Below are 26534 nucleotides of genomic sequence, written 5' to 3'. Positions count from 1 at the left end.
CCCACAACTGGTCAGCTTTTTTCTTATTCCCGAGCTTTTTGGACAGCCGTTATCACTTTTTTTAATAAAAGTCCAACGAATAAACCAGGTATGACAAATAATATCGATAACCATATCGGTCCAAACAACATACCAAACAACGTTAGTTTCGGTGAATAAATTGTTCCTACTGTCATAAAATAGGCGGAAAACACAAACGGCAAAAAGGAGAAAGGTTCTTTCCCGCCACCTGCGTCTTTAAACGCATCCCACATCGCGAAAAAGTATAAACAAGGGTAAAACATCAACCATTGGAAATCCGCCTGTTCAATCGCTTTTTCAATCTCTCCGTGAAAACTGGAAATAATGACTTGATTAATATTTCCTTTCACATTTACTAAAAACTCTAATAAAACTAAGATGATTCCTTTCACGAGTTTTCCGTTCAGTAGTTGACCAAAGCCTGGAAGAGCAATACTCCAAAATAATTTTTCCTTCGCACCCACATTGCTTTAATCCTTTTTCAGTTTAAGATTAGAGGCGTTTTTTTGCATCTCAGTCCGGGATGCAATATTCTTTTCATTTTCAGCAGGGTACTCCTTAATAATGAATATCTCGTGATTATATACCATGTTGGCCACCTTCCTATTCAATTCATTATAAGCACTATTATCCCCAAAAAATGAAAAAATAATAAAGCAACCATTTTTTGAATTTTCAGGAAGGTTGTAATGAGCATAATGAAGCACTGTAAAAGCTTTAAGACCGTTTAGACATGACCGCGTATACACTGAAATTCTCTTCGCTATTATTCACGGCACCAAATTCCTCGTCAGGTTCAATTTGGAATACGTAGCCTTTTTTACATGGATGGTGAACACCGTTGATGATGAATACACCTTCACCCTCGCAGCCGAGAAGGTAAAGGTTGCCGGGATGCTTATGGACGGGCATTTCCTGGCCGGGTTTGAAATTCAGCACGAAGACAGTTTCATTCTTTTCACGGAAAAGATTGTGCATTAGAAATTTTTCTTCATTAAATGGCAAATCATTCATCTTTTTTCTTTGCATTTCCATTCTCCTCTCATGTTAAGCAATGGGTGTCCCATTCGGTACTCTTTCATCTGGCGAAAGCAAGACGACATCTCCCTTTTCAGGCACTCCACCAAGAACAAGAACCTCTGACTTAAAGCCTGCAATTCGCCGTGGTGGGAAGTTTATAACTGCTGTTACTTGCCGTCCGATTAAATCTTCCGGTTTGTAGCGCTTCGTAATTTGGGCGCTTGACTGCTTTATCCCAAGAGGGCCGAAATCAATGTCTAATTTAATCGCCGGCACCCTTGCTTCTGGAAAAGGCTTTGCATCTTTCACTGTGCCTATCCGAATATCGAGTTTTAGAAAATCGTCAATCGTTGCCATAATCACATCCTCCAGTCTACCGCTAGGTTAGCATTTTCGTTATTTTATCCTCCAGTTTTTTCCTTAGTTTAACATACATTCGCCTACATAATTAGTTTGTCTTCTTTACCTGTTTAAAAAGAGAAATACTGCGCCATTTTCCAAATACATAATAAAGAGATGCAACGATACTGCTTATGACAAAACTGAACCCGATGCCAAGCGCGATTCCATTCGTTCCAAACCATTCCGATAAGATAAAAGTTAAAGGCACTCGCAATACCCAAAAGGAAATGATGTTTAGGACAAGAACTTGAAACATTGCACCTGCCGCCCGGACAATTCCGTTTAAAATAAAATTAATTCCTAGAAACGGATAGAAAAATGCGACAACTCGCAAGTACGCAGCACCAAAAGCAATGGTCTCCTCATCACTTACAAACAAACGAATGAGAAGATCCGCTGAAATAAACACGAGAAAACTGATGAAAAAGGACACTCCCAATATAAGGATAAGCGCTCTTTTTGCAATTTCTTTTACACGTTCCCATTTTTCAGCGCCGATATTTTGGCCAGCCATACTCGTCACAGCTGTTCCAATTGTTGTTGCCGGAAGCATGATAAGGCTGTCGATCCGCTGTGAAGCACCAAATCCAGCAACGACATCTTCTCCAAAACTCGCAACGATTCCCATAATGGCCGTGACTCCGCCTGAAATGACCATCATTTGAAGGCCGCCTGGAAGTCCCAACTTCATAATTGTTTTAAAATAGAGGAAATCAGGCATATGAGGGATTGTAAATGGGATGCTGCTTTTCCAAATGGAATAGATTAACCCATACAAAAAAGCTGAACCTTGGGCAACAAGAGTGGCATAAGCCGCGCCATCAATTCCTAGATCAAATGTATAAATAAAGATAGGATCAAGAACCGTATTTAAAATGACTGCTAATAATACGAATCGTACAGGCGTCCTGCTGTCACCCAACCCCCGCATGACTGTACCGATAAAATTGTAGCCAAAAAGAAAAATGATGCCTAAGAAATGAATTTGCAGGTACGATTTAGCCATCGAAAACATTGATTCAGGCGTAGATAACAATCGTAGAATAACGTCTGCCGCGAAAAAGCCAACGATTCCAAATAGAAGAGAAAGAATAAGATTCACAATGACAAACGCATTCAAAGATTCTTTTAAACGTTTTTCATCGTTTGCGCCTCTTGCTTGTGACAAAACGGTAAGGGTCGAAGTGTTTAAACCGATAACAAATGAAAGGATCGTAAAAAGAATCGGCCCAGATAATGAAACAGCGCCAAGACCTGTCGATCCAAGCAAGTTTCCAACCCATAAGCTATCGATAAATTGATACGACAATTGCAAAATATTTGTAAGCAAAAGCGGGAAAGAAAATAACAGCATCTTTTTTAAAATGCTGCCCTCAGTAAAATCCAAGTTTTTCGCCATAACTCTTTCCTATTCCTTTATGAATTCGAATGATTCCGTAATTTTCTTTCATTAAAAATTCCATTATATACACCTACCCCTGTACCATTCTATGATTATTTTAATGGAAAAGATAAAATATCGCGAGTTAGCTGTTTTTAAAGTCAAACCATTTGTGAATTTCGTCTTGCTTTGTTTATAATTGTTATAAAATGAGAAGGAGTGATTTTAAATGAAATTACGTTCTGAAATGCCTGAATTAAATGGCGCTACAAAATGGTTAAATGGTGAAGTAAAAAAAGCAGATTTGATTGGCGACAAACCAACATTAATTCACTTTTGGTCTGTAAGCTGCGGCCTATGTAAAGAAGCGATGCCCAATGTCAATGAATTCCGCGATGAATATAAAGATAAATTAAACGTGGTCGCCGTACATATGCCACGTTCTGAAAAAGATACAGATATTGATACGATTACAAAAGTTGCGGAAGAACATGACATTACACAGCCTATTTTTATTGATAATGAAATGAAATTGACGGATGCATTTGAAAATCAATACGTTCCTGCCTACTATGTGTTTGACCGTGAGGGCAAACTGCGCCATTTCCAAGCTGGGGGCGGCGGAATGAAAATGCTGACAAAACGGGTAAACCGTGTTCTTGACGAAGGCGAAAAAGAATAATTTTTCCAGGCTATCGAGTTTGATAGCCTGATTTTTTTATACGGAATATTTCGTTATATCTATTGACGGGGGATATAGCGACAATTTTTATGTTACAATAAATGATAATGATAAATGGAGTTGATTAGAATGGAAAAAATACTTTCATCAGATGATTTGATGCAGAAATTCTCCAACATGGACAGTAATAACTCTGTTTGTCAAGTGTTTATTCCCGGAAAAGGAAAGTTTACAATTGTTCTGCAGGAAGAGGATCAGAGCTCAATAGAGAAAGACATAGAGGCTAGCACAAAATTAAAAGAAATGATTCAAGAGAGTATAACAGCATATGAAGAAGGAAAAACGATGTCAACATCAGGAGTCATAAAGTCATTGTCGCCCAAGGATTTTATCAAATGATTGCTAAAAAAGTGGTATGGCCTGGCCCATACTGGATTAATTACGTTCTTTTACTAGTACACATTTTTCACCTGAAGAAACGTATGACTATATTATTCAATTAATCATCGAAGTCGAAGATTTACTGCTCAATCATACTTTGAGCAAAGCCTATACAGAAGAGTTTGGCAAATATAAAGGAATATCGCGAATAGTTAAAAAATTCAGGATATACTTCAAATTAGTTGATCACCATATTATTATTGTGGCTCTATTATTTCCTGGAGAAAATTAGACGCAAAGTCAATGCTATAGAGCATAATATGTTTTATACCAAGAGGGCCACGTGCCCTCTTTTTTAATTTTGAAAAACGGGCTTGCATTTGGTGATAATCATGCTATAATGATAATAAATAAAATATAATAATTATTATAAATAACAACTTAAGGGGAATTGCCTAGCTGTCATCAACAAACGATGACAGCGTTCGTTGTTTTAAGGGAATTGAAGATGAATATTATTCTCAATTAGAGGAAGGAGATTGAAAATGGAAGCACTAAAAGTCAAAGCAAGCCCTAGAGTGAAACAAATACTACCCTTGCCTATTATCCCTCTGTTAAAAAAGCATGGTGAATTAATCGCCGCCATCATAAGCGGTTTACTTATCGGACTAGGCTTTTTGTTCCCTGCTCATGCCCCTTTATTTTTTGTGACTGCTTTCGTCATTGGCGGTTATGCAAAGGCGAAAGAGGGGCTAACCGATCTTTTTGTAAATAAAAAACTAAACGTTGAAATCTTAATGATTTTGGCAGCCATCGGTTCAGCGATTATCGGTTTTTGGGCCGAAGGCGCGATTTTAATTTTTATATTTGCGCTTAGTGGAGCACTTGAAACGTACACGTTAAATAAAAGTGAAAAAGAATTATCATCTTTAGTAAAAATGCAGCCAGACAAAGCGACATTATTAACTGATCAGGGAGAAAAAGTTGTCCCTGTTTCAACATTGAACATTAAGAATGTCATTTTAGTAAAGCCAGGTGAACGAATTCCCGTTGACGGATTTGTGAAAGATGGCCATTCATCAGTAGACGAAGCTGCGATTTCAGGTGAAGCCGTCCCCGTCTTTAAACAAAAAGGCGACGAAGTATTTGCAGGTACTGTCAATGTGAACGGTGCATTAAAAATTGACGTCTCAAAAGAACAGAAAGATACGCTTTTCCAACGAATCATCGATTTGGTTAAAGCTGCCAAAAATGAAAAATCCCCTGCCCAACAATTTATTGAGCGGTTTGAAGGAACGTACGTCAAAATTGTTTTGATCGTTGTTTTCTTTATGCTTTTCCTTCCTCATTATGCGTTGGGATGGAGTTGGCAAGAAACGTGGTACAGGGCCATGGTGCTTTTAGTAGTGGCATCTCCTTGTGCACTAGTCGCTTCGATTATGCCAGCAACCTTGTCTGCGATTGCTTCATCAGCAAAAAAAGGAATCCTCTTTAAAGGCGGCAACCATTTGGAATCATTAGCTTCACTAAAGGCGATTGCTTTTGATAAAACAGGAACCATGACAAAAGGAAAACACGAGGTGACCGATGTCGCCGTTCGTAACGGAATGGATGAAGACTTATTTTTGCAAGCTGTCGCTTCCGTTGAAAAGCAGTCAAATCACCCTTTGGCTATTGCAATTGTCCGTTATGCTGAAAACAAGAATATCTCCTTCCTTTCAACGGAGAACTTAACCGATTTCGCAGGCAAAGGAGTCAGTGCAACAATCAATGGGAAAGAATGGAGAATTGGCAAACCATCATTTGTTTCAAAAGATGGCAATGACGCCTTTCTGAAAAAAGCGAAACAATTTGAAGCCGAAGGAAAATCTATCATTTATGCCGGGGATGATAACGGCATTGCCGGAATCATTATGTTGAAAGATACTATACGAACCGAAGCAAAGGAAGCAATTGAAAAATTAAAACAATCTGGCCTTCACACGATCATGATAACTGGCGATGGAAAAGGAGCGGCTCAGGCAATTTCTAAAGAAGCCGGAATGGACCTTTATCTACCAGATACGCTTCCCGAAGAAAAACTAGTTGAAATAAAAAAATTGCGTGAAACGTATGGACCAGTCGCAATGATTGGCGATGGAATCAATGACGCCCCAGCCCTTGCGACTGCAGATATCGGGATTGCGATGGGCGGTGGAACCGATATTGCCTTGGAAACTGCCGATATCGTTTTGATGAAAAATGATTTGAAACGAATTCCTGAAGCCATTAAACTTTCTAAAAAAATGAACCGCATCGTAAAACAAAACATCGTCTTTTCCATCGCCGTCATCCTAGTCCTAATCGCTTCAAACTTCATGCAAATCATTGATTTGCCCTTTGGTGTCATTGGACATGAAGGCAGCACATTACTTGTCATTTTAAATGGACTGAGGATGCTTAAGAACTAAAAGGGAGCTGGTAAAAATGCCAGTTCCTTTCCTTATGATATTAATCCCATCCTCAATGCTTCAGCAACCGCTTGCGCTCGGTGCTTAACGCCCAACTTCCTCATTGCCGAGCTTATATAATCGCGTGCAGTAAACTCACTTAGATTCATAATCATTGCCATTTCTTTCGTACTCCATCCATGAGACAACATTTCAAGCACTTCAATTTCCCTTTTGCTTAACTGTGTCCGTGTATCTCCCATTCTTGAAGCAGCGATTACATCCACACCTACACGAAAATAAGTCTCCACGGAATGAATCAATGCTTCATTAAGCGGCTCCTCCCCATTATATCGATCAATTAATACGCAACCGAGCACGATTGGCCCTTTCCAAAGCGGCACAATCAATACAGTACATTTATCTTCTTGTTCAAAATTCTTAACCGGAAAAAGAATACCCTTTTCTTCTGTTACATATTCCGCGCGTTTATTTCGTATCGCTTTATAAACGACTGGAATTTCTCTTACATCTTCACGGATTTTCTCAAGGGGGTGCATATTCCCTTCCGAATCGAGATAAAGCAGTCCTTCGCTGACATAATTTATTGGCGAATAAGAAAAAAGAGACAGACGAGAAAACGGAAAAAAACGAAAAAATCCTTTTAAACCGGAGCGAATTTTTTCTTCATTACAGTTGATTTTTGATAATTCTTGAAGGAAATTTTCAGCCCTGCTTTCCAGCTTTTGCATATTTTATTCCTCCTGCTCTGCCCCTACATTTTCAGGTATATAAAAAACAAAAAGTTCAGGTTATAATTTTTATGAAAACCCTTACATTTACCCGTGTCCAAATGGCGGAAATTTCAAATTATTTATTCGGGTAAATAAATTATATCGCTTGCCAAAATGAAATTCAATGATTTTAAGGAGGATGTTAGAATGTCGGAACGTGTAATCATTACAACATCATCGAGAGGAATAAATGAAGACTCGCTTCCTTATCGGCTATACCAAAAAGCAAAGAAATTTGGCGTTTGGAATCCGACTGATATTGACTTAAGCCAGGATCGCGAAGATTGGCAAAAGATGACCGATGCCCAAAGGAACCAAATCTTAAGCCTTATTTCGCAGTTCCAAGCCGGCGAAGAAGCTGTAACACTTGATCTTCTTCCTCTGATTAATGTGATCGCCAAAGAGGGACGAATCGAAGAAGAGATGTTTTTAACGACTTTTTTGTTTGAAGAGGCAAAACATACCGAATTTTTCCGGCTGGTGCTTAATGCCATCGGGGAGACCGGCGACCTCTCCCACTACCATCAGGGAACGTATAAAAAAGTGTTCTATGAGATTCTGCCGGCGGCGATGGGACGCCTAGAGCATGATCATTCTCCAAAAGCAGTCGCAGAAGCATCGATCATTTACAATATGTTCGTTGAAGGCGTACTTGCCGAATCCGGGTACAACTCCTTCTATAATACACTTGATAAACTTGGTTTGATGCCAGGGCTTTTGCAAGGCATTACATTGCTTAAAAGAGATGAATCGCGCCATATTGGTTATGGAACGTATTTGCTCACACGCATTATTACCGAAAACCCAGAGTTATACGACCACATCATGATGAAGATGCAGGAAGTTGCAGTATTGGCGAGGCAGATTATTGAAGAAAGCATTCAATCAGGGGAAGGGAAAGAGCCGGCATTTGACACTGATCCCGATGAGTCAAGAAAATTCACTGAGACGCAATTGAAAGTAAGAATGGAAGTGCTCGCAAGGGCAAAAGACAAAAAGGTTGACGAGATTTACAAAATTAGAGAAAAAGATGTCGGAGTATATTAAGAACAAAGACGTTGACGCGTCCTTGTTCGGAGGTCAGAGGTCAGAAGCCAGATTGGTCTAAATTTGCGACAAAGACAAATTTATACTTTCTTAGTTTCATTGAAAGCCGCGTAGTAAGATTAAAATTACGCGGCTTTTTCTTTTTTATGATGAATGAGCACGTTAATAATACCGCCTAAAATGATAATAAAGGCTGACACGTAGAACCAAATCATTAAAATGATAACGCCTCCTAAACTACCATAAGTGGAGGAATAATTTCCGAAATTTGATACATAAAAGGAAAAGACATAGGAAGATAAAAGCCAGCCAACCGTTGCAAAAATGCCTCCTGTCATCACTTGCTTAAACTTTAAGCGTTTATTCGGTCCCATATAATAGATAAAAGTCAAAACAAATGCAATGACAGAAAAACTAATGAGCCATCTGAACACTTCCCACACAACAAGGAATGTCTCTGTCAGCCCAAGAAATGAAAATATAAAATGACCAATCGCTTTACCGAATACAGGCAGTAATAGGGCGACAACAATGACAACAACCATACCAATAGTCAATAAAATCGCAAGGCCTCTTGCGACAAGAAAATGACGAGTTTCTTCAACTTCATATGCTTGGTTCAATGCTTTAATAATCCCGTTAATGGCATTTGATGCAGACCAAATTGTCGCGATAATCCCAAAAGATAATAGGCCACCCTTTCTGCTGTCCAAAATCGTTTTTAAATTATCCTGAATAAGATTCATTGCTTGATCAGGTGTGTAAGGAGCAACTAGCGAAAGAATGTCATCCGTTGTAATCCCTAAGTATGGTAAAAGTGTCAATGCAAAAATTAAAAAAGGAAAGAGCGACAGCAAAAAGTAATAAGCTAATTCTGCAGCTATTTCTGTCGCTCTTACATGTTGAATCCGTTCAAATATTGCTTTGCCGAAGTTAATGAACTTATCCTCTTTCACGGTATCACCCCATTAATGCAGTTTAGGATAGGTTTCTCCTTTCTCCATTGGAGCGCCATATTCAAGGTTGTTTTCAGAATGGGAATTAAGATTAACGAGGCTGCTGCCAACTTCCTTCATATCCTCGCCTGCATCTTTTGCCATTTCAATTACCTTCGAGGACATTTTTTTCACTTCATCTAAATGAACAAATATATTCTGCAATGTGTCGGCTACTTCCTTGAAACTTTTTGAAACTTGGTCAACGCCTTCTTTTACATTGCTCATGAAGGTGTGTGGATCTTCTTTTACTTCTCGAATCCAATGCATCGTATTTTGGCTATAGCTTTTTGTTTTAACAATCATATTTTTCCTCGTTCTTTTATCAAGCATGGCAACTGCTACTCCAGCAAGCGTTCCCACTACTGCACCTGTAAGAATTTTTTTCTTAACGTTCTTCCTCTTCATTTCGGAACCTCCATTTTGTATCAAGATTTTCTTTTTTATACTTTACCCCCACCGCTAACTTCTAAACGAAATGATCACCTTAACTGGGCGAATGAATATATTGAATTGAAGGCCTATGTATAAGAAAAACGCTAAGGCGTCTTCCTTAGAGGTAAGAGGTTAGATGCTAATTTAAACTATCCAAATATTTTTTTAAAAAGGGTGATAACTATGTCCGTACCATATATGGGAGATTATTACAGTGCTTCTGGAATACCTAGAATAACGAAAGATTACTGCCGGCAATATCTCGATCAACCTGTTCACATTACAATGAAAGACAATACCCAAATTCAGGCAATTATTATTGATGTCGATGATCACAATGTAACTGTACTTGCGCTAAATATGATGGAAGAAAACGATTCAACGATGACAAGGGAAGAGGATGAAAGGTTTTTCGGATATGGTTTCCGACCGGGTTTTTGGGGATTTAGAAGGCTTATATTTCCATTGGCTGCGATTTCTGCATTAAGTTTATTGCCTTTCGCTGCATATCCTTATTATCCATATTATCCGCCTTATCCTTACTTCTACTAACAAGAGGTTGCTCAAAAAGTCAGGAACTTCCCATTTTAATAATGATCAGAGGAAATCGGCTAACTTAGCCGATTTCTTTGTCTTTAAAGGAATGTATAAATTTGCTTCACTCGCAAAATTAAACCAATCCGGCCTCTAAGCGAGACGCGAATGCGTTTGCTTTATCATTCTATGCGTCAGCAAGTCTTTCATTTTTAATTCTTTCAAGCAATGCTTGGCAGCCTTTTACAACCAATTCATATACTTCGTCGAAGTCACCAGTAAAATATGGATCCGGCACATCAAAGAAAGGTGCATCTTCAACTAAATCAAGCAGCCTTGTCATAACAACGCCTTCTTTTGCTTGAATCGCTTTCTTAATATCGATTAAATTCTGGCTATCCATCGCGATAATATAATCAAACTTATCGGCATCTTCAGGGACAATTTGTCTTGCCTTCATCCCTTCTGTACTGATTCCTTTCTCTGACAACAGTGTTGCCGTTCCCTTATGCGGCGGGCTTCCTACATGCCATGAACCGGTACCGGCTGACTCAATGTTTATTTTATGCCCAAGCCCTTCCTTATTCACCATATCCCGAAAGATAGCTTCAGCCATTGGTGAACGGCAAATATTTCCTAAACAGACGAATAACACGCGAGCCATTCTATCCCTCCATCAAAATACATTCAATTTCTATAGTACCATATATGCTTTATTGATTTAAAAATAATCATCGCAGAGAAGGTTTTACTTTCTCGAAGTAGGGAAAGCTTTTACTTAGATGTTCTAAGGCAGATGAGAAAGGAGTATTTAAATGCCTTCAAACAAACTCCAAGCCTTTACCCCTGTATTTAAAATTTCAGCTAGCATTATCCTAATACTTGTCATCATAGGCGTTGCAATACCAGACACCCTAGAATATGTAACGAATAATGTACAGTCGTTCATTTCAACTTCATTTGGTTGGTATTATTTGATCGTTGTTACTTTTTTCGTACTTATTAATATCATTTTGCTTTTTAGTCCTGTTGGCAGAATCAAACTTGGCAAAATAGATGATAAACCCGATTTTTCTCGCCCAACTTGGATTGCGATGCTGTTTAGCGCAGGAATGGGAATTGGGCTCGTATTTTTTGGCGCTGCTGAACCGATTAGCCACTATGCCATTCAATCCCCAACAGGAGAGACCGGTACGAATCAAGCGATACGGGATGCGATGCAGTTTACTTTCCTCCACTATGGCATCCATGCATGGGCAGTTTATGGAATTGTTGCCCTTATTTTGGCTTATTTTAATTTCAGGCATGACAAAAGAGGATTAATTAGCCAAACATTAAGTCCCTTGCTAGGCAAAAAAAGCGGATGGCCTATGGGGAAATACGATTGACATTTTTGCGGTCATCGCAACGGTTATTGGTATCGCGACAACACTTGGATTTGGCGCTGTACAAATTAATGGAGGTTTATCTTATTTACTGAATGTGCCTTCATCGATTTTAATCCAGCTTATTATTATCATTGCAGTTACCGTTTTATTTATGATGTCCGCTTGGTCAGGCTTGAGTAAAGGAATTAAAATTCTAAGCAATGCAAATATGATTTTAGCCGCCCTATTGTTTATGGCGATTTTCATCATGGGGCCTACTTTATTCATTTTAAATTTATTTACAAATACAATTGGAACGTATATCGAAAACCTTCCAGCGATGAGTTTTCGAATCGCACCATTAAACGCAGAGATAAGGGAATGGATCAATGATTGGACCATTTTCTATTGGGCATGGTGGATTTCGTGGTCGCCTTTTGTAGGAATTTTTATTGCTCGCGTTTCGAGAGGACGCAGTATAAGAGAATTTATTTTTACTGTTTTGCTTATTCCTTCTTTTATTGGATTTCTATGGTTTTCCGCTTTTGGAGGAACCGCTATTTATTTGGAGCACAATGGCATTGATACCATTTCAACTTTGGCCACAGAGGAAACGTTATTTGGCGTTCTCTCTAACTATCCTTTAGGCAATGTCGCTTCAATCCTCGCTATGATCCTTGTTGGAGTGTTCTTTATTACATCTGCTGATTCAGGAACCTTTGTCTTAGGGATGATGTCAACAAACGGCTCCATGACACCGCCAAACAGAATAAAGTTAATATGGGGGATTTTGCTGTCAGCGATTGCCATTGCCCTGCTTTATTCAGGCGGCCTTCAAGCACTTCAAAATACGATGATTATTGCTGCTTTACCTTTTTCGATCATCATGCTATTCATGACGATTAGCTTTTTGAAAGCCATTCACAAAGAAGCAAGAGAGTTAGGGATAGGAAAAATCCCTCATCAAAAAAAGAAAAGATGATTTGTGAGCTTTTAAAGGTCCACAGATTATCTTTTCTTAATGATATTAGTTCGCTTCAATACAACCTACTCCATTGCAAAGCGGGCATGGTACAATTTTTGTTTCAAACTCATGCGCCTGTTCAATCATCGCAATTTCAACTTCGCCATTCCCCATACATTTTGGACAATCATACATCCTTTGGTTCCTCCGTTCAATTGTTATAATACAGATTTATTTATTTTAAATTATAATATAACAGGAAACAGGATTTTGCAACTGCTTTTTAAAAAAATCACAACTTTTCTGTTCGCAACGGACTAGGCTTTTATGTTACGATGTTAGGTAAGAAAAATGCTAAAGCGTTTTTCTTGGAGGTTAGAGTGAGAGGTGTGATTGGTTTAGATTGGCGAATTGCCAATTTGCATTTTCTTATTTTTTGGTAAAAACGCTGAGATGTTTTTTCTTCAGAAGTCGGAGTTCAAATTGTTTGTGAAAGAGGAAACCTTTCTATTTTTTTGGGGTAAAAAATTACACAACACTAAGGAGTGTTACGATATGTCAATTGATACAGAAAAAAGCGCCATTCTAGAAATGACGGAAAAATTGTGCGAAACCATTTTAGATCAGCCCGAATATAAAGAAATCAACCGAAAAATTAATACGTTTGCTTATAATGAGCAGGCTAAAATGCTTTACCAATCATTGTATGATCATCAAATGAGACTTCACCAAAAGCAGCAACAGGGGTTCCCTGTTACTGACGAAGAATCTCAAGCATTTCAAAAAGAATATGAAAAAGCACTTGAAAATGACACGATAAAAGAGTTTATTGAAGCACAGCAGCAAATTGAGGAAATCGAGCAAACAGTGAATATGTATGTCAGCACAACAATCAAATTAGGCCGTCTTCCGAAACCAGAGGATTTCCAATCAGGTTCTTGCGGCTGCGGCGGCGGTGCATGCGGCTGCGGAGGACACTAAACAAGAAATCGGAAATCAGAAGCCAAACAAATAGTAAAAGTCCCTTATACGTAAGGGACTTTTACTATTATGCTAAGCATTCGATTTTTCCGCTTTATAAATTCTGTATGTTAATCGTTCACGAAGCCGATTCATGATTTCTTGGTGTTCCATCCATATTTGGAACAAATGCAGTTCAAAATCTTGCGAAAGTTTAAATTCAGATATTTCTTCAAGAGGCGCATGTTTAACCGTTGTATCTTCCGCTATGGTTTCCACTTTATAAAAACCTGCATGCAACATTTCATTGCACCACTCTTTTTCCGATAAAATATCTTTTACTCCATAAAATTCTTTTACTTTTTGTTCCTCCTCAAAAGTGAAATCCCCTTCCTTCGTCATTTCGATCGCAAGCAGCCGGCCCCCAGGTTTCAACACGCGAGCATACTGCTCTAGTGATTTCGTTATATTCGTAAATGCCGTGACTGATTCGGAAAGCACAAGATCGAATGATTGATCGTCAAAAGGCAAATTTTCAGTCGAGCCATGGACGATGTGGACTGGCAATTTTTCTCTTTCGAAACGCTTAGCCGCTTTTTCAAGCATCATTTTTTCATAATCCAATGCGGTTACATCGCAACGGAATTTGCGTGATAGGTAAGCCGCGGTTTGTCCAGTCCCACAACCCGCATCAAGAATCGCCATTGAATTTTCTACTTTTTCACTCTTCAGAATTTCTTTTGTTAAAGGCAATCCCCCCGGATGCGCTCCCCCGATGCCAAATTTAGCGAGGAATTTAAGATAGTCGCTCATCTGCTCCCCTCCCTCTCTAGAACATAAACGTGTCGTTATATCTTATGTACCTTAATAAAAAACGCTAACGTATTCTTTTTGGAAGTGAGAGGTGAGATTTGATTAAATTTACGAAAAGGAATTTTAAAAACCGGGACAAATGCCTTTCCGCAAAGCTACCTACCTACATATTGTGTAATTGAATAACAAAAAGGGAGGTGTAATGATGAGCGGAGTTGCTGGTGGATACGGTGCTGGTGCAGGATTTGCACTAATCGTCGTATTGTTCATTTTGTTAATCATTGTTGGAGCTGCTTACGTTTGGTAATCCCTTTTTGAGACACATTTGATGCCTTAGTGAAAGGAGATGTTTTTATGGGATTTGGTTATGGATATCCAGGTTGGGGAAACCCAGGTTTCGGATATCCCGGTTATGAGGCCGCTGGATATGGCGGCGGCTATGCTGGTGGATACGGCGGTGGCTGTGGCGCTCCCGGCGGGTACGGCGGTAATGCTTTCGTGCTAATTGTCGTATTATTCATCCTATTAATTATTGTAGGTGCAGCCTACGTACGTTAACAAGGCAGCTGAAGCTTTTTAAATAATCGCTTTTTTCGAAAAAGGAGGTTAATAGAATGAGCGCTCCTGACTGTGGTGGATACGGAGGAGGAGCCGGCTTCGCGCTAATTGTTGTACTGTTCATTTTATTAATTATTATAGGTACAGCATACGTGTATTAGTTAAGAAACCGGATTCAAAAAACAAACTAGCAGCAAATTGGGAAAATGAATACTTCCTTTAAGCAATAATCCCGCCCTCGAGGGGGCGGGGTTTATTCCGTTTCAAATTGGCGAATTGCCAATTTATACTTTCTTATTTTTTGACTTATTTCATGTTAATAAACACACTTTTCACTTCTGTATAGTTATCAAGCGCATACGAACCCATCTCACGCCCGCTTCCTGACTGCTTAAAGCCCCCGAATGGCGAAGCCGCGTCAAGAACATTGTAGCAGTTGACCCAAACGGTTCCTGCCTGAAGCTTATTTGCGACATAATGGGCGTTCCTTACATTTTCTGTCCACAAGCCTGCCGCAAGGCCATACGTTGTATTATTCGCGCGCTCAATGACTTCATCTAAATCTTCAAAAGGCATAGCTGCAACAACAGGACCGAAAATCTCTTCCTTCGCAATCGTCATGTCATCTTCTACAGCGGCAAAAATCGTTGGCTCGACAAAATAACCTTTGTCAAAAGGATTGCTTCCCCCTGTCAGCATTTCTGCGCCTTCTTCTTGCCCTTTTTGGATATAGTTCATGACACGGTTTTGTTGTTTATCGGAAACAAGCGGTCCCATTTGCGTACTCGTGTTCAGCCCCGGTCCCTGCTTAATACTTTTTGAATGTGACACGAGATCAGCCACAACATTATCATACGCTTTTTTCTGAACAAAAAGACGTGATCCCGCACAGCATACTTGCCCTTGATTGAACATGATTCCCATAAGCGCTCCCGGAATCGCTCTTGTCAAGTCGGCGTCAGGCAAAATGATGTTTGGTGATTTACCGCCTAATTCAAGCGTCACTCGTTTTACTGTATCAGCGGCACGGCGCATAATATGTTTTCCCACTTCAGTTGAGCCGGTAAATGCAATTTTATTTACTTTCTCATGGGAGATAATAGCCTCGCCGGTTGTCGGGCCAAAACCTTGAACTATGTTGACAACGCCATCAGGGAAACCTGCTTCTTGAATTAATTTCGCAAGATAAAGAGCCGAAAGTGGCGTCTGTTCTGCAGGCTTGAGGACAACGGTACAACCTGTCGCAAGAGCTGCGCCAAGTTTCCAGGCCGCCATCAACAGCGGAAAGTTCCACGGAATAATTTGGCCCACAACACCGACTGGTTCATGTCTTGTATAGTTGAAATAAGGGCCATTTACCGGAATGGTTTGCCCGACAATTTTCGTTGACCAACCGGCAAAATAACGAAAATGCTCAATAGCCGCTGGAACATCAATATTTCTTGTTTCGTTAATTGGCTTCCCATTGTCAAGAGTATCAAGCTGCGCCAATTCCTCAGCGTTTTCTTCCATTAAATCAGCGAGTTTGTAAATAAGCCTGCTTCTTTCCGAAGCGCTCATTTTGGACCAAGGCCCGTGATCAAAAGCCTCTCTCGCCGCTTCCACCGCCCGATTGACATCTTCCTCGCCAGCTTCGTAAACTGTTGCAAGAACTTCACCTGTAGCAGGGTTTTTCGTTTCAAATGTTTGTTCGCTGATAGATGCCACCCATTCACCGTTAATAAACATTTTTTTCGTGCCTTGTAAAAATTCCGCCACCTTAGGAGCCGTATCCAATGTTTGTTCCATTTTTCATACCTCCCGAAAGATTATCGTATATGCGAAAGCGCTACCATTTATTAACGACTGTTACACCCAATGTGTTGTAATCTCCCATTCCCTCGATAATACCGCTTGCTTCCTCAATTGAAACGCGATTCGTTACAAGCTGTCCTGGATCAAGCTTACCAGCGCCAATCATTTGAAGCATTGAGGGGTAATTCGGGGCTTGCATACCAAACGATCCGATAAACTGAAGTTCTTTTGCTGTGATCACATCCGTTGGCAATGCTGTCATTCCTTGTTGATCGCTCGATGTCAAGCCGATTTGAATATGCCGGCCGCGTTTTCGAAGCGACAATACCGAGTTCAAAATTGTCTCTTGTATGCCAAGCGCATCGATGGATACGTGGGCCCCACCCTTCGTGATTTCTTGGACGGCTTCCGAAGCATTTGTATCTTTGCTGTTGATTGTTACAGCGGCTCCTACTTTTTTCGCAAAATCAAGCTTATCCTGTCCAATATCAATCGCAATAACATTCGCTCCCGCAGCGTTTGCAATATGAGTTGCAGCCAAGCCAATACCGCCTTGCCCATAAACAGCAACCCACTCACCAGGCTTTACATTCGCCTGTTCCGTAACCGCGTGAAAGGAGGTCATAAATCGGCAGCCGACACTCGCACCTTCTTCAAACCCTACTTCATCGGGCAGCTTTACCATATTCAAATCAGCATTCGGAATGGCTGAATACTCTCCGTACCCTCCCCAATAGGCAAACCCAGGCATCACTAAATTGTCGCATATGTTGTGGTGCCCTGAGAGACATTGTTCACATGTGCCATCCCCCTGGCTAAAGGGAATGATTACCCTATCGCCTTTTTTAAAATTTTTGATATTCTTTCCAACTTCTTCAACTACGCCTGTAAATTCGTGTCCCATTACCCACGGCATTTCCAACGTTAGTCCTATCCAGCTAAGATCACCCATCCACGCATGCCAATCCGATCGGCAAATCCCATTTGCCTTGACACGAACGATTGCCCCATTGTCGTCAATTGTCGGGTCTTCCACATTCCTTACAACAAGCGGTTCTTTCAATTGCTCCATTACGGCTGCCTTCATCGTTTTTTCATTCCCCCTTATTGTTATGAAATTTAGAAAATTTTGCTAATTAATATTCTACAGCCTAATTTGAGTTAATGCAAGAAAAGTTAATGATATGCGAAAATTCAGATTAGTTTCCCTATTCCATTTTTACAATTTTATACTCGCTATGCCGAATCACTTGGCGTTCATGTTCAACACCCAACGAATCAAAATTAGACATGTACGTTAAATCTGCAATGACCGTATTCTGCAAAACAGCTACAACTTTTCCGAGCATTCCTTCATTGAACGAAATGATATTGCCTACTTTTGCAGTTTTCATTTGTCATCCCCCAATGTATAGACTTCATTATAAATTGTACTCTTTTCTTGGACTTTTAGAAAGTATTTTCGGAAAAATAAATCTGCAGGGTTGCTACAACTCTGCAGATCATTCCTAAAAATTATTTAATTTCTTCTAAAAATGAAAGGTCAATCATGCCATCAATGTTGTTATTTGGTACATATTCCGCTTCCAGGCTAATATCAGCCATCTCTTGAATCACTTTTTCATTCACATCGGTGGTTACTTCAAGCTTGGAAAAGGCGGCTTCAACTTCTTCTTTATTAAGCTCTTTCCCTGTCAGATCCTTGATGTGCTTCATCACCACATCTTGAGCCTCAGCCGGATTTTCCTGTATAAATTCTACAGATTTTTTATGCGCAGCCAAATATGCTTTGACAAGTTCTTTTTTCTTTAAAAAGTCTTCGCTTGCTGCAACAACAGTATTTGTCGATTCTTTCCCCCATGCAAATTCATCCCAATCAAGAAGCAGCTTGCCTTTTGCCTGTGTTTCAAGTACATAACCCCAAGGCTCCTGCGTAGCCGCGGCTTCTACTTGATCTTGGATAAAAAGAGAGACGGTGTCTGCTGGAGCGGAAGCAAAAAGTTCGACTGTTCCTCCGTTTGTCGTCGGTTTCAGATCAACCTCTTGAAGCGCTTTTCTAAGCATCACATCTTGCGTGCTTCCAATAACCGGAATGGCAACCCTTTTCCCATCCAAATCTGCTAAATCTTTCACTCCACTCGCTTCACTTGCAACGAGAACAGCACCGCCATTCACGGCACCTGAGATAATATGAAATTTAGGATTTTTAACGTAAAAGTTTAAGAGAGGCCCCGGGCCAACCGTTCCGACATCGATTGCTTTTGTCGCCATGGCTTCCATAAATAATCCACCATTGCTGACTGTCTTCGTCGTAATTTCAACATCATCCCCAAGCTCTTCTTTAAAGTAGCCTTTTTCAAGGCCTACAATCGTTGCGATATGCGTCAGGTTGGGAAAATATCCAATTTTCACTGTTGCTTGTTTAGTAGAATCTCCTGATGCTTCTTTATCATCTTTTCCACAAGCAGCAAGCAGACTGGCAACCATAATCAAAACAAATAAATAGATAAACGATTTTCTCAGCACTTTTTCTTCCCCTTTCACTTTGTAAAACCAAATTCTTACATTCTACTAAATTATTGCTGGCTGACTCCCCATTTCTTCTGCACACTGCGATCCAGCCTCAAGAAGACGACATTATCCATAATCGTTCCAATGACAGCGATAATAATCATAATTGAAATCACGAGATCCATTTGGCCGAGCGATCTTCCCGTTTCAAGCAACTGGCCAAGCCCACCCCCGGCACCGAGGAGTTCCCCAGCCATCAATGCGCGCCATGAGAACGCCCAAGCAATTCGCAATCCTGAAATAAGCTGCGGAACCGAAGCTGGCAAAATCACAGTACGTATAAAATGAAAGCCTTTTGAACCAAATGTTTTGGCCACCCGCTGATAAAGCCGCGGTACGTTTTTAAAGCCGCTCGCCGCACTAATCGTCATCGTCCATGTTGCTCCGATTGTGACAATAAACAAAATGGATAAGTCGTTTAAACCGAACCAAATAATGGCGATTGGAAACCAGACGATGCTCGGAATGGACTGAAGGGCCGTAACAACAAAGCCCAATGTATCTTCGATTAATTTAAAGCGCCAAATAAGATAGCCCAATAAGAGCCCAATCGTAATGGCAATGGCAAAACCGAGAAAAAGCCTGCTAAGGCTTTTAAAAACAGCAGCCGTAATTTGTCCGCTAACCAACCCGTTGAATAAAGTCCCGAGCACTTGCGTAAGGCTTGGAAACATGAAATCGGGGAGGCCTGAAAACCTAGATGTGACTTCCCATATCACCGCTATTATCGCGATGAAGATGATTCGCCTTAAAGCTGTAGTCATCCCCGATTTCCTCCTTCAATACTTTTTCGATTTCTTCCTGCAAAATGGATAACACCCGCTGTTCGACATTAAGCGTTACACTGTCAGGCATAACCCCATCTTTCGTTGATGGAACAGAAATCGTTGCTTTAATTTTTCCTGGGCGTGTCGCAAATACAACAATTTTTTCAGACAGAAGAACCGCTTCACGAATGTTGTGCGTCACGAAAAAAATGGTAACTTTCGTTTTTTTCCAAATTTCAAGTAATTCATGATGCAAAACCATTCTCGTTTGCTCATCAAGTGCCGAGAAAGGTTCATCCATTAGCAGTACATCCGGCTCCATAACAAGTGATCTTGCAATCGCCACCCTTTGCTTCATCCCTCCGGAAAGCTGATGTGGATACGCATCCACATAACGGCTTAGATGAACCATTTTTAAAATATTTAGCGCTTTTTCCTTCGCTTCCTGTTTTGGTATTTTTTTAAGACGAAGGCCGTAAGTCACATTTTCCAAAACGGTAAGCCAAGGGAACAAACCCGCCTCTTGAAACACGACAACGCGGTCAGGGCCGGGTTTTTCGACTTTGTTGCCTGCGACCTTTATTTCCCCGGAATCTGCTTTTTCCAGACCGGCAATTAAATAAAGAAGCGTTGATTTTCCACAGCCGGAAGGGCCTACAATTGATACAAAGCTCCCTTTCTCCACAGATAAATTAATCTTTTCCAATACCTTTAATTCGTTTCCGTCATGCGCAAAACTTTTTTCGATATCATCTATAGTAAGGTACATCTTTTCACCCCGATTTCCAATCCTCAGTAAACAAATAGGTTTAGGCTACTCCATATTATGATAAAGCCGATAAGAATTGTCAATAATAAATTAATAGAAAAAAGCAATTTCGATTGAAATGAAACCGAAATTGCTTTTTTATCTAGTTGCATTGCAAGCCCGTCAATACCTTAAAAATCAATGCCTGTAATCTAGTTAGATTGATATCCTGCACTTGTTCTTTTATTTTAAATTTTGTTCTCAATCTACAATTAAGAGATTTGAAAATCACTATCACTCCAATAAGCTTTGCGTAATTCCCCTTTTAAAATTTTCCCGGATTGCGTTCGAGGAATTGATGAAACAAAGTCAACAGATTTAGGGACTTTAAATGATGCTAAGCGTTTTTTGCAAAAAACAATCACATCGTTCTCATCAATTGTTTCGTTTGGATGTAGTACAATAATTGCTTTGACAGCCTCTCCCCATTTTGGATCTGGCACGCCGATTACAGCGACATCCTGCACTTCTTCCATTTCATGAATGATTTCTTCAATTTCCACAGGATAGACATTAACGCCGCCAGTAATAATCATATCTTTCTTTCGATCGACAATATAGTAATAGCCTTCATCATCTTGGCGAGCCATATCACCAACCGTTGCCCAGCCACCTTCAAGAAATGCTTCTTCCGTTTTTTCAGGCGCGTTCCAATACCCTCTGAAACCGCTTAGGCCACGTGAATAGAGCAGGCCGATCTCCCCTTGTTGAACTTCATCGCCTTCGTCATTGCGTATGCTTAATTCTACATCTGGCATGGGCAGCCCTACACATCGTTCCTTTCTGAGTTGATCTTCATCTCTCAGGCTCGTGGAGACACCGAGTTCTGTACTTCCGTAGAATTCATAAAGCTCACTATCGCTAAATGCTCGCTTGATGCCAACCTTTGTTCTTGTATGGAGAGGTGCTCCCCCTGATATCAATGTTCTAAGAGAGCTTAAATCATAGCCTGCCAGCTTTTTTTCAGAAAAAGCAATTAAATGATCAAACATGACAGGCACCGCCATCAGCCAATTTACTTTATGTTTTTCAATTTCCACAAAGACAGCCTCTGGATTAAACTGCGGCAATATGACATAAGTTCCGCCTGTTATCATCGTCGCAATAAACCATGCGATTGGGGCTGCATGATAGAGAGGGGTGATCGCTAATTGCACATCTCCCGAACGGATCTTCCATTCGATACAAACGCCGACTCCTGTATGGTAGTTTTCTTTGTAGCCGCGAATACCGCCTTTCGGTCGGCCTGTCGTTCCTGAAGTGTAGAGAATCATTTGAATATCATCAGGTGAAATCTCTACATCGGGATCTTTGTCTGCTCCCTCATTTATTAATTGTTCATATGCATGATCACCTTGCCCAGCAGCTGTCCCGGTAACCACCATCTGTTCTAACGATGGCAATTCATTTCTTACAGATTGCAATGCTGCTGCATACTCTGGATTTGTAATCACAACTTTAGCTCCGCTGTCTTGCAAATGATATGCCAGTTCTTTCGCTTTAAGATTTCGATTCATCGGAGTAACTATAAAGCCAAATTTCGCACACATTACAAATGATTCAGAAAACTCGATGCAGTTATTTAAAATGAGGGCAACTCGATCGCCTTTTTGTACGCCTAGGGAGCATAGTGCCTGGCCTAACTGATTTGTTCTGCTCCACATCTCTGCCCAGCTAACAGACTGGTCCCCGCAAATGAGCGCTTTCCTTTCAGCAAATTTAACGGAGTTCATCTTTATACTGCTTACAATATTGTTTGAATAAATGGTAGATTGTTGATTCATTGGACACCCTTCCTCACTTTTTTAAATTTTCCTTTCCCAATAAGGTTCCCTTAGAACACGGCGAACCACTTTTCCAACTGCACTTTTTGGAAGTTCTTCAATAAATTCAACTGATGAAGGCTTTTTATACGATGCAAGTCTTTCTTTACAAAATTGAATAATTTTTTCTTCGCTCACAGTTTGGCCTGAACGAATAACAACGAAAGCCTTAATCGCTTCAACCCATTTCTCATCAGGAACGCCAATAACCGCAGCTTCCACCACAGCCGGATGCTGATAAAGCACCTCTTCCACTTCACGCGGATAAACATTAAAACCACCAGTAATAATCATGTCTGATTTTCTGTCGACTAGAAATAAATAACCACGTTCATCCAGATAGCCCATATCCCGCGTGTAAATCCATCCATCTTTGATTGTTTCCCTTGTTAACTCAGGTTCTTTCCAGTAGCCAACCATCATTTGAGTCGATTTTACAGCAATTTCTCCAATCGTTCTTGTTGGAACTTCCTGATCGTTCTCGTCTACAATTTTGACAGATGCAGTAGGAACTGGCCGTCCGCATGATAACAGTCTCTCTTCTGCTTCAGGACCTTCCCCGAGATGATCCTGTTTATTTAAAATCGATAGAATGAGCGGAGCTTCCGTTTGGCCATAATATTGAACAAACTTTGGTCCCCATAGCTTGAGACCACGCCTTAACGCTTCTCTTGGCATTGGTGAAGCACCATAGATGATGTTTCTTACTGATTCAAAGGAATATTGCTCGACATCCGGCTGTGATAAAAGCATCACGATCATTGTCGGAACAAGGTTTAATGTCGTCGGTTTCTCATTATGAATCACCTCAAGATATTCTTTTGGATTAAAGCCGGATAAAATCGAATTTGCCGCTCCTGAAACCCAGTGAGGAAGAACTAAAGTTCCAGATGCGTGTGTTAACGGGGCGGCATGAAGCATAATATCCCCTTCTTGAATATCCAACGAAGTTAAAATATTGTTACATATTGCTGTCCAAGTTTCTTGAGTATGGACAGCAGCTTTCAATGTTCCTGTCGTTCCAGATGTATATTGAATTGTTGCAAGATCACTTTCATTGATTTTCACTGCCGGTTCATCTTCAGACATTCCTAGCACATATTCAGGCATGTTTATCATCCATGATTCTCTTGCTGTTCCATTGATTTGGCAAAAGTAGCGAAGCCCTTCACAGCTTTGCTTCAATGCATTCGCCCGTTCATTAAACTCCTCAGTAAAAAGAAGCGCTTTTGCATCCGTTTCCTTAATCATATGGCTGTGCTCATTTTCAGAAAGTCTTGTATTCAATGGTACCCTGACAAGCCCAGTAAGTAAAAGAGCAAAGTCAATTTCTACGCTTTGCAATGAGTTTGCCAACAAAAATGCGACTCGATCCCCTTTTTGCAAACCGAGCTGCAACAGTGCATTCGCCAGACGGTTGCTGTTTTTATAAACTTGCTCAAAAGTTAATTTTTTTCCTTCATAAATAACTCCTGTATGATTTGGATAATAAATGGCGCCACGTTTAATTAATTCAATTGCATTCACTTATAATCCCTCCCAAAATTAATTAAATTTTCCATGCCTTCCTTCCCCTTTGGCAAAGCGGGTCGCACCTTCCACGGTTTCCCCGCTGTTCACGACATTCATGCCTAACAAAAATTCGAGCTGCATCCCTTTGTCAAAATCTTGATCAAATCCTCGGTAAACAGCCTCACGGTCGCTTCTCATACAAATTTGCGGAAATTCTGCAATTTGTGCGGCAAGCTTCTCAGCTTCTTCTCTTGCTGTGCCAGTTTTTACAACCCGGTTAGCGAGACCTATTGCCAAGGCTTCCTCGGCATCAACAGGGCGGCCGGTTAAAATGAGATCTAACGCACGGCTCATCCCAATCAAGCGAGGCAACCTTTGCGTTCCTCCGTCAACGAGAGGAACGCCGAAGCGGCGGCAAAACACCCCAAACATCGCATTCTCTTCCATTACCCTTAAGTCACACCAAATGGCAAGCTCCAATCCTCCCGCAACCGCATAGCCTGACACCGCTGCGATAACGGGCTTTGATAAATGCATTCTGCTAGGACCCATCGGCCCATCTTTGGACATGTCCATTTCCATTCGATTACCCGCATTCATTGAGAGCGCTTCCAAATCTGCACCGGCACAGAAAGCGCCACCATTCCCATACAATACAGCGGTATGCATATCGGGATCACTTTCAAAATCTCGAAAGGCATCTGCGAGCAGCCGTGCCGTTTCCCGATCAACCGCATTCCTTACTTCTGGCCGATTAATTATAATCGTGCATACTTTTCCTTTCTTTTCGACAAGGACCTTCATTGTCATTACCTGCCTTTTTCTAGGTTTACATAACTAAAAATTAAATCTTTTATGCTCGTTTCCATTTCCTCTATGTCATAAAATTGGTTGTCCATCGTCCACATTATTCCCAGACCTAATCCAAGGGCATAAATCATGATAGGAAGGTGTTTCATTCGAGCGTCAGATTTAAGATCTTTACCTAAATACTCTTCAATGTACGTCTTCAAATTACGGAAAAATTTAACAACGATTTTTTTGATTTCAGGATGATGCTTCGCCTCTCCTAAATAGTTCATGAGCAAAAGATAAAAATCGGGATTTTCCTTCGGAACGGAATTAATGTTCTCCAAATGCTTTGTTAACTTCTCTTCCGGCGTTTCAAGCGGCTCAACCGTCTCCATAACTTGTTCATGGGAACTGCGAAAGGATTCTTTTAGAACTTGCAAAAGGACATCCTCTTTATTTTTAAAATAATGATAGATAATCCCTGTGCTTACTTCTGCTTCCTTTGCAATATCCTTCATCGACAAGTTAGAAAGCCCTTTATCAACAATACATTTCTTGGCCGCTTCGATGACTTGTCCTTTTCGAATGTCTTCCATTCCTACCTTTGGCATGTTGTGTCTCCTTGTTGATATGTGTCATTAAAAGTCGGTTTTTATTTATAATGAATGTTCAATATAAATTTTATTATTTTGGTGAATGTTTTGTCAATATTTTTTATAAAGTCTGTTCTGCTGTAATTTTTATGCTGTTTTCGTATAGATTGTGTTGCCAATTTGGCCATAATATAAATAGCTTGATATAATGCCATTTAAAGAACGGGTAAAGCAACTTTTATTTGGTGCTGTCATAAATCCAATTATACTACCGTAGATATGCTTAGAAGTGCATAAAAAAACGCTTGAAGTATCAAGCGTTCTAATTTTATTTATGTTCTTTTAACTCTCCTAATTTTGCTACATAGTCTATCAAGAAATGAAAGACGATAAGTGGCAAAATTGAACCTATTCCAATATAAAGAATAGAAAATATTACTCCAAAAACAGTTGTTCTTAAAACTCCAGTTACGAAACCTTGGTAGGTATGAGCTAATCCGAACAAAAGTGAAGAAAATATAATAATTAACCAAATAGAGAAATCAGGGAATAAATAAGCTAAAGCAAAGATTAAAAAACCTCTATATATAATCTCTTCAGTAATTCCTGCTGTTAACGAAACATAGTTCCATATTTTTTTCTCTTTATTAGTAATGGGTAATATTTCTGAAAAGCTGACATTATCCAATTCTTTCTGTTTTGCTTGTACCAATTTAGTCCTAATCTTATCGCTAAATTGATAGCCAATAGAATAATACAAGATACCAATTAAATAGAGAAAGGCAACAGCAAATACAGAATAGGTAACGAATGGTCCTAAAATATTAATGTTAATGTTTGGGACAGACAAACCAATATCTTTTAAAGTTAGTTCTGTGAAAATAACTAACAGCAATATGAAAACAGTAGGAATCCAAAGACCAAGTATTGAACTTTTATAAAATTTCAACCTCGCCTTTTGATTTTCTCTTACATCAACTTTAAATTTTTTGAAATCAAAATATCCGAATATCGGTTCATATAATAACGCATAGATGATTACTAACCAAAAACCATACTCCATAGAATTCACCCTCCTCCTTCACTTATTT

32 protein-coding genes are annotated in these 26534 nt (G+C 40.0%); 11 read left to right on the top strand and 21 right to left on the bottom strand.

Annotated elements, in window-relative coordinates:
- Nucleotides 1-23: 23 nt before the first annotated feature.
- The 4 genes from DCC39_RS11315 to DCC39_RS11300 all read right to left on the bottom strand — a co-directional run bounded on the left by DCC39_RS11315 (nt 24) and on the right by DCC39_RS11300 (nt 2842).
- Entirely contained in the window at nt 24-485 is a 462-nt protein-coding gene (locus DCC39_RS11315; RefSeq protein ID WP_116555012.1) for a hypothetical protein, read from the bottom strand.
- 253 nt (nt 486-738) lie between these two features.
- Nucleotides 739-1050, bottom strand: a complete 312-nt coding sequence (locus DCC39_RS11310) for a cupin domain-containing protein (protein WP_165820847.1) — start codon at nt 1048-1050, stop codon at nt 739-741.
- A gap of 18 nt (nt 1051-1068) precedes the next feature.
- Complete coding sequence (gene csaA / locus DCC39_RS11305; protein ID WP_116555010.1) at nt 1069-1398, bottom strand: chaperone CsaA; 330 nt, start codon at nt 1396-1398, stop codon at nt 1069-1071.
- Between the two features lie 91 nt (nt 1399-1489).
- Nucleotides 1490-2842 carry an MATE family efflux transporter gene (locus DCC39_RS11300; protein ID WP_116555009.1) on the bottom strand — a complete coding sequence of 451 codons (1353 nt, stop codon included), beginning with the start codon at nt 2840-2842 and terminating at the stop codon, nt 1490-1492.
- 211 nt (nt 2843-3053) lie between these two features.
- Here DCC39_RS11300 and DCC39_RS11295 point away from each other — a divergent pair, with 211 nt between their 5' ends.
- From DCC39_RS11295 to DCC39_RS11280, 3 genes are all read left to right on the top strand, one after another.
- Nucleotides 3054-3506: a TlpA disulfide reductase family protein gene (locus tag DCC39_RS11295; protein WP_116555008.1), complete on the top strand. Its 453-nt coding sequence runs from the start codon at nt 3054-3056 to the stop codon at nt 3504-3506.
- A 129-nt stretch (nt 3507-3635) separates the two neighbouring features.
- Complete coding sequence (locus tag DCC39_RS11290) at nt 3636-3905, top strand: hypothetical protein (RefSeq protein WP_116555007.1); 270 nt, start codon at nt 3636-3638, stop codon at nt 3903-3905.
- Between the two features lie 527 nt (nt 3906-4432).
- Nucleotides 4433-6337, top strand: a complete 1905-nt coding sequence (locus tag DCC39_RS11280; RefSeq protein WP_116555006.1) for a heavy metal translocating P-type ATPase — start codon at nt 4433-4435, stop codon at nt 6335-6337.
- Between the two features lie 32 nt (nt 6338-6369).
- Here DCC39_RS11280 and DCC39_RS11275 read toward each other — a convergent pair whose 3' ends face one another.
- Complete coding sequence (locus DCC39_RS11275; RefSeq protein ID WP_116555005.1) at nt 6370-7068, bottom strand: response regulator transcription factor; 699 nt, start codon at nt 7066-7068, stop codon at nt 6370-6372.
- A gap of 189 nt (nt 7069-7257) precedes the next feature.
- On the opposite strand from DCC39_RS11275, the gene DCC39_RS11270 reads away from it, so the two are divergent.
- Nucleotides 7258-8157 carry a R2-like ligand-binding oxidase gene (locus DCC39_RS11270; protein ID WP_116555004.1) on the top strand — a complete coding sequence of 300 codons (900 nt, stop codon included), beginning with the start codon at nt 7258-7260 and terminating at the stop codon, nt 8155-8157.
- Between the two features lie 125 nt (nt 8158-8282).
- Here the strand turns inward: DCC39_RS11270 and DCC39_RS11265 are convergent, their stop codons facing one another.
- Nucleotides 8283-9113, bottom strand: coding sequence for a YihY/virulence factor BrkB family protein (locus DCC39_RS11265; RefSeq protein WP_116555003.1), 831 nt, complete (start codon nt 9111-9113; stop codon nt 8283-8285).
- A 12-nt stretch (nt 9114-9125) separates the two neighbouring features.
- The gene (locus DCC39_RS11260) at nt 9126-9560 is read right to left on the bottom strand and encodes a YtxH domain-containing protein (protein WP_116555002.1); all 435 of its coding nucleotides are present in this window, start codon (nt 9558-9560) and stop codon (nt 9126-9128) included.
- A 210-nt stretch (nt 9561-9770) separates the two neighbouring features.
- Between DCC39_RS11260 and DCC39_RS11255 the strand changes: the two genes are divergently transcribed.
- Nucleotides 9771-10139 carry a hypothetical protein gene (locus DCC39_RS11255; RefSeq protein WP_116555001.1) on the top strand — a complete coding sequence of 123 codons (369 nt, stop codon included), beginning with the start codon at nt 9771-9773 and terminating at the stop codon, nt 10137-10139.
- A 169-nt stretch (nt 10140-10308) separates the two neighbouring features.
- Here DCC39_RS11255 and DCC39_RS11250 read toward each other — a convergent pair whose 3' ends face one another.
- Entirely contained in the window at nt 10309-10785 is a 477-nt protein-coding gene (locus DCC39_RS11250; RefSeq protein WP_116555000.1) for a low molecular weight protein-tyrosine-phosphatase, read from the bottom strand.
- A gap of 151 nt (nt 10786-10936) precedes the next feature.
- On the opposite strand from DCC39_RS11250, the gene DCC39_RS19730 reads away from it, so the two are divergent.
- Nucleotides 10937-11509, top strand: a complete 573-nt coding sequence (locus tag DCC39_RS19730; RefSeq protein ID WP_338066553.1) for a BCCT family transporter — start codon at nt 10937-10939, stop codon at nt 11507-11509.
- Nucleotides 11505-12470 (top strand): BCCT family transporter, encoded by a 966-nt coding sequence (locus tag DCC39_RS19725; RefSeq protein ID WP_338066554.1) that lies wholly within the window; start codon nt 11505-11507, stop codon nt 12468-12470. The genes DCC39_RS19730 and DCC39_RS19725 overlap by 5 nt, the downstream gene beginning before the upstream one ends.
- Nucleotides 12471-12515: 45 nt before the next feature.
- Here the strand turns inward: DCC39_RS19725 and DCC39_RS19620 are convergent, their stop codons facing one another.
- Nucleotides 12516-12647 carry a hypothetical protein gene (locus DCC39_RS19620; RefSeq protein WP_276309915.1) on the bottom strand — a complete coding sequence of 44 codons (132 nt, stop codon included), beginning with the start codon at nt 12645-12647 and terminating at the stop codon, nt 12516-12518.
- Nucleotides 12648-13007: 360 nt separating this feature from the next.
- Between DCC39_RS19620 and DCC39_RS11240 the strand changes: the two genes are divergently transcribed.
- Nucleotides 13008-13433 (top strand): YlbF family regulator, encoded by a 426-nt coding sequence (locus tag DCC39_RS11240; protein ID WP_165820846.1) that lies wholly within the window; start codon nt 13008-13010, stop codon nt 13431-13433.
- Nucleotides 13434-13505: 72 nt separating this feature from the next.
- On the opposite strand, the gene DCC39_RS11235 is transcribed toward DCC39_RS11240, so the two are convergent.
- Complete coding sequence (locus DCC39_RS11235; RefSeq protein WP_116554998.1) at nt 13506-14225, bottom strand: class I SAM-dependent methyltransferase; 720 nt, start codon at nt 14223-14225, stop codon at nt 13506-13508.
- A 205-nt stretch (nt 14226-14430) separates the two neighbouring features.
- Here DCC39_RS11235 and DCC39_RS11230 point away from each other — a divergent pair, with 205 nt between their 5' ends.
- From DCC39_RS11230 to DCC39_RS11220, 3 genes are read left to right on the top strand one after another with little or no spacing between them, the layout of a single operon-like run.
- The gene (locus tag DCC39_RS11230; RefSeq protein ID WP_116554997.1) at nt 14431-14532 is read left to right on the top strand and encodes a YjcZ family sporulation protein; all 102 of its coding nucleotides are present in this window, start codon (nt 14431-14433) and stop codon (nt 14530-14532) included.
- A gap of 47 nt (nt 14533-14579) precedes the next feature.
- Nucleotides 14580-14783, top strand: a complete 204-nt coding sequence (locus tag DCC39_RS11225) for a YjcZ family sporulation protein (protein WP_116554996.1) — start codon at nt 14580-14582, stop codon at nt 14781-14783.
- A 56-nt stretch (nt 14784-14839) separates the two neighbouring features.
- The gene (locus tag DCC39_RS11220; protein WP_116554995.1) at nt 14840-14944 is read left to right on the top strand and encodes a YjcZ family sporulation protein; all 105 of its coding nucleotides are present in this window, start codon (nt 14840-14842) and stop codon (nt 14942-14944) included.
- Between the two features lie 145 nt (nt 14945-15089).
- Here the strand turns inward: DCC39_RS11220 and DCC39_RS11215 are convergent, their stop codons facing one another.
- The 11 genes from DCC39_RS11215 to DCC39_RS11165 form a co-directional block, all read right to left on the bottom strand.
- Nucleotides 15090-16571 carry an aldehyde dehydrogenase family protein gene (locus tag DCC39_RS11215; protein ID WP_116554994.1) on the bottom strand — a complete coding sequence of 494 codons (1482 nt, stop codon included), beginning with the start codon at nt 16569-16571 and terminating at the stop codon, nt 15090-15092.
- 40 nt (nt 16572-16611) lie between these two features.
- Nucleotides 16612-17664 carry a zinc-dependent alcohol dehydrogenase family protein gene (locus DCC39_RS11210; RefSeq protein WP_116554993.1) on the bottom strand — a complete coding sequence of 351 codons (1053 nt, stop codon included), beginning with the start codon at nt 17662-17664 and terminating at the stop codon, nt 16612-16614.
- 121 nt (nt 17665-17785) lie between these two features.
- Entirely contained in the window at nt 17786-17971 is a 186-nt protein-coding gene (locus tag DCC39_RS11205) for a YkvS family protein (RefSeq protein ID WP_116554992.1), read from the bottom strand.
- A 121-nt stretch (nt 17972-18092) separates the two neighbouring features.
- Complete coding sequence (locus tag DCC39_RS11200; RefSeq protein ID WP_240613614.1) at nt 18093-19103, bottom strand: ABC transporter substrate-binding protein; 1011 nt, start codon at nt 19101-19103, stop codon at nt 18093-18095.
- 50 nt (nt 19104-19153) lie between these two features.
- The gene (locus tag DCC39_RS11195; protein ID WP_116554991.1) at nt 19154-19912 is read right to left on the bottom strand and encodes an ABC transporter permease; all 759 of its coding nucleotides are present in this window, start codon (nt 19910-19912) and stop codon (nt 19154-19156) included.
- Nucleotides 19845-20684 carry an ABC transporter ATP-binding protein gene (locus tag DCC39_RS11190; RefSeq protein WP_116554990.1) on the bottom strand — a complete coding sequence of 280 codons (840 nt, stop codon included), beginning with the start codon at nt 20682-20684 and terminating at the stop codon, nt 19845-19847. The genes DCC39_RS11195 and DCC39_RS11190 overlap by 68 nt, the downstream gene beginning before the upstream one ends.
- Nucleotides 20685-20935: 251 nt before the next feature.
- Nucleotides 20936-22507 (bottom strand): class I adenylate-forming enzyme family protein, encoded by a 1572-nt coding sequence (locus DCC39_RS11185; RefSeq protein WP_116554989.1) that lies wholly within the window; start codon nt 22505-22507, stop codon nt 20936-20938.
- 21 nt (nt 22508-22528) lie between these two features.
- Nucleotides 22529-24073: a class I adenylate-forming enzyme family protein gene (locus DCC39_RS11180; protein WP_116554988.1), complete on the bottom strand. Its 1545-nt coding sequence runs from the start codon at nt 24071-24073 to the stop codon at nt 22529-22531.
- 18 nt (nt 24074-24091) lie between these two features.
- Complete coding sequence (locus DCC39_RS11175) at nt 24092-24868, bottom strand: crotonase/enoyl-CoA hydratase family protein (protein WP_240613613.1); 777 nt, start codon at nt 24866-24868, stop codon at nt 24092-24094.
- On the bottom strand, nt 24868-25461 hold the full coding sequence (locus DCC39_RS11170) for a TetR/AcrR family transcriptional regulator (RefSeq protein ID WP_240613612.1): 594 nt from the start codon (nt 25459-25461) through the stop codon (nt 24868-24870). The genes DCC39_RS11175 and DCC39_RS11170 overlap by 1 nt, the downstream gene beginning before the upstream one ends.
- A 310-nt stretch (nt 25462-25771) precedes the next feature.
- Nucleotides 25772-26506 carry a CPBP family intramembrane glutamic endopeptidase gene (locus tag DCC39_RS11165; protein ID WP_116554987.1) on the bottom strand — a complete coding sequence of 245 codons (735 nt, stop codon included), beginning with the start codon at nt 26504-26506 and terminating at the stop codon, nt 25772-25774.
- Nucleotides 26507-26534 lie beyond the last annotated feature (28 nt).

This window comes from Pueribacillus theae (assembly GCF_003097615.1).
Lineage (GTDB): Bacteria > Bacillota > Bacilli > Bacillales > UBA6769 > Pueribacillus > Pueribacillus theae.
This window is presented reverse-complemented; position numbering and strand designations above follow the sequence as displayed.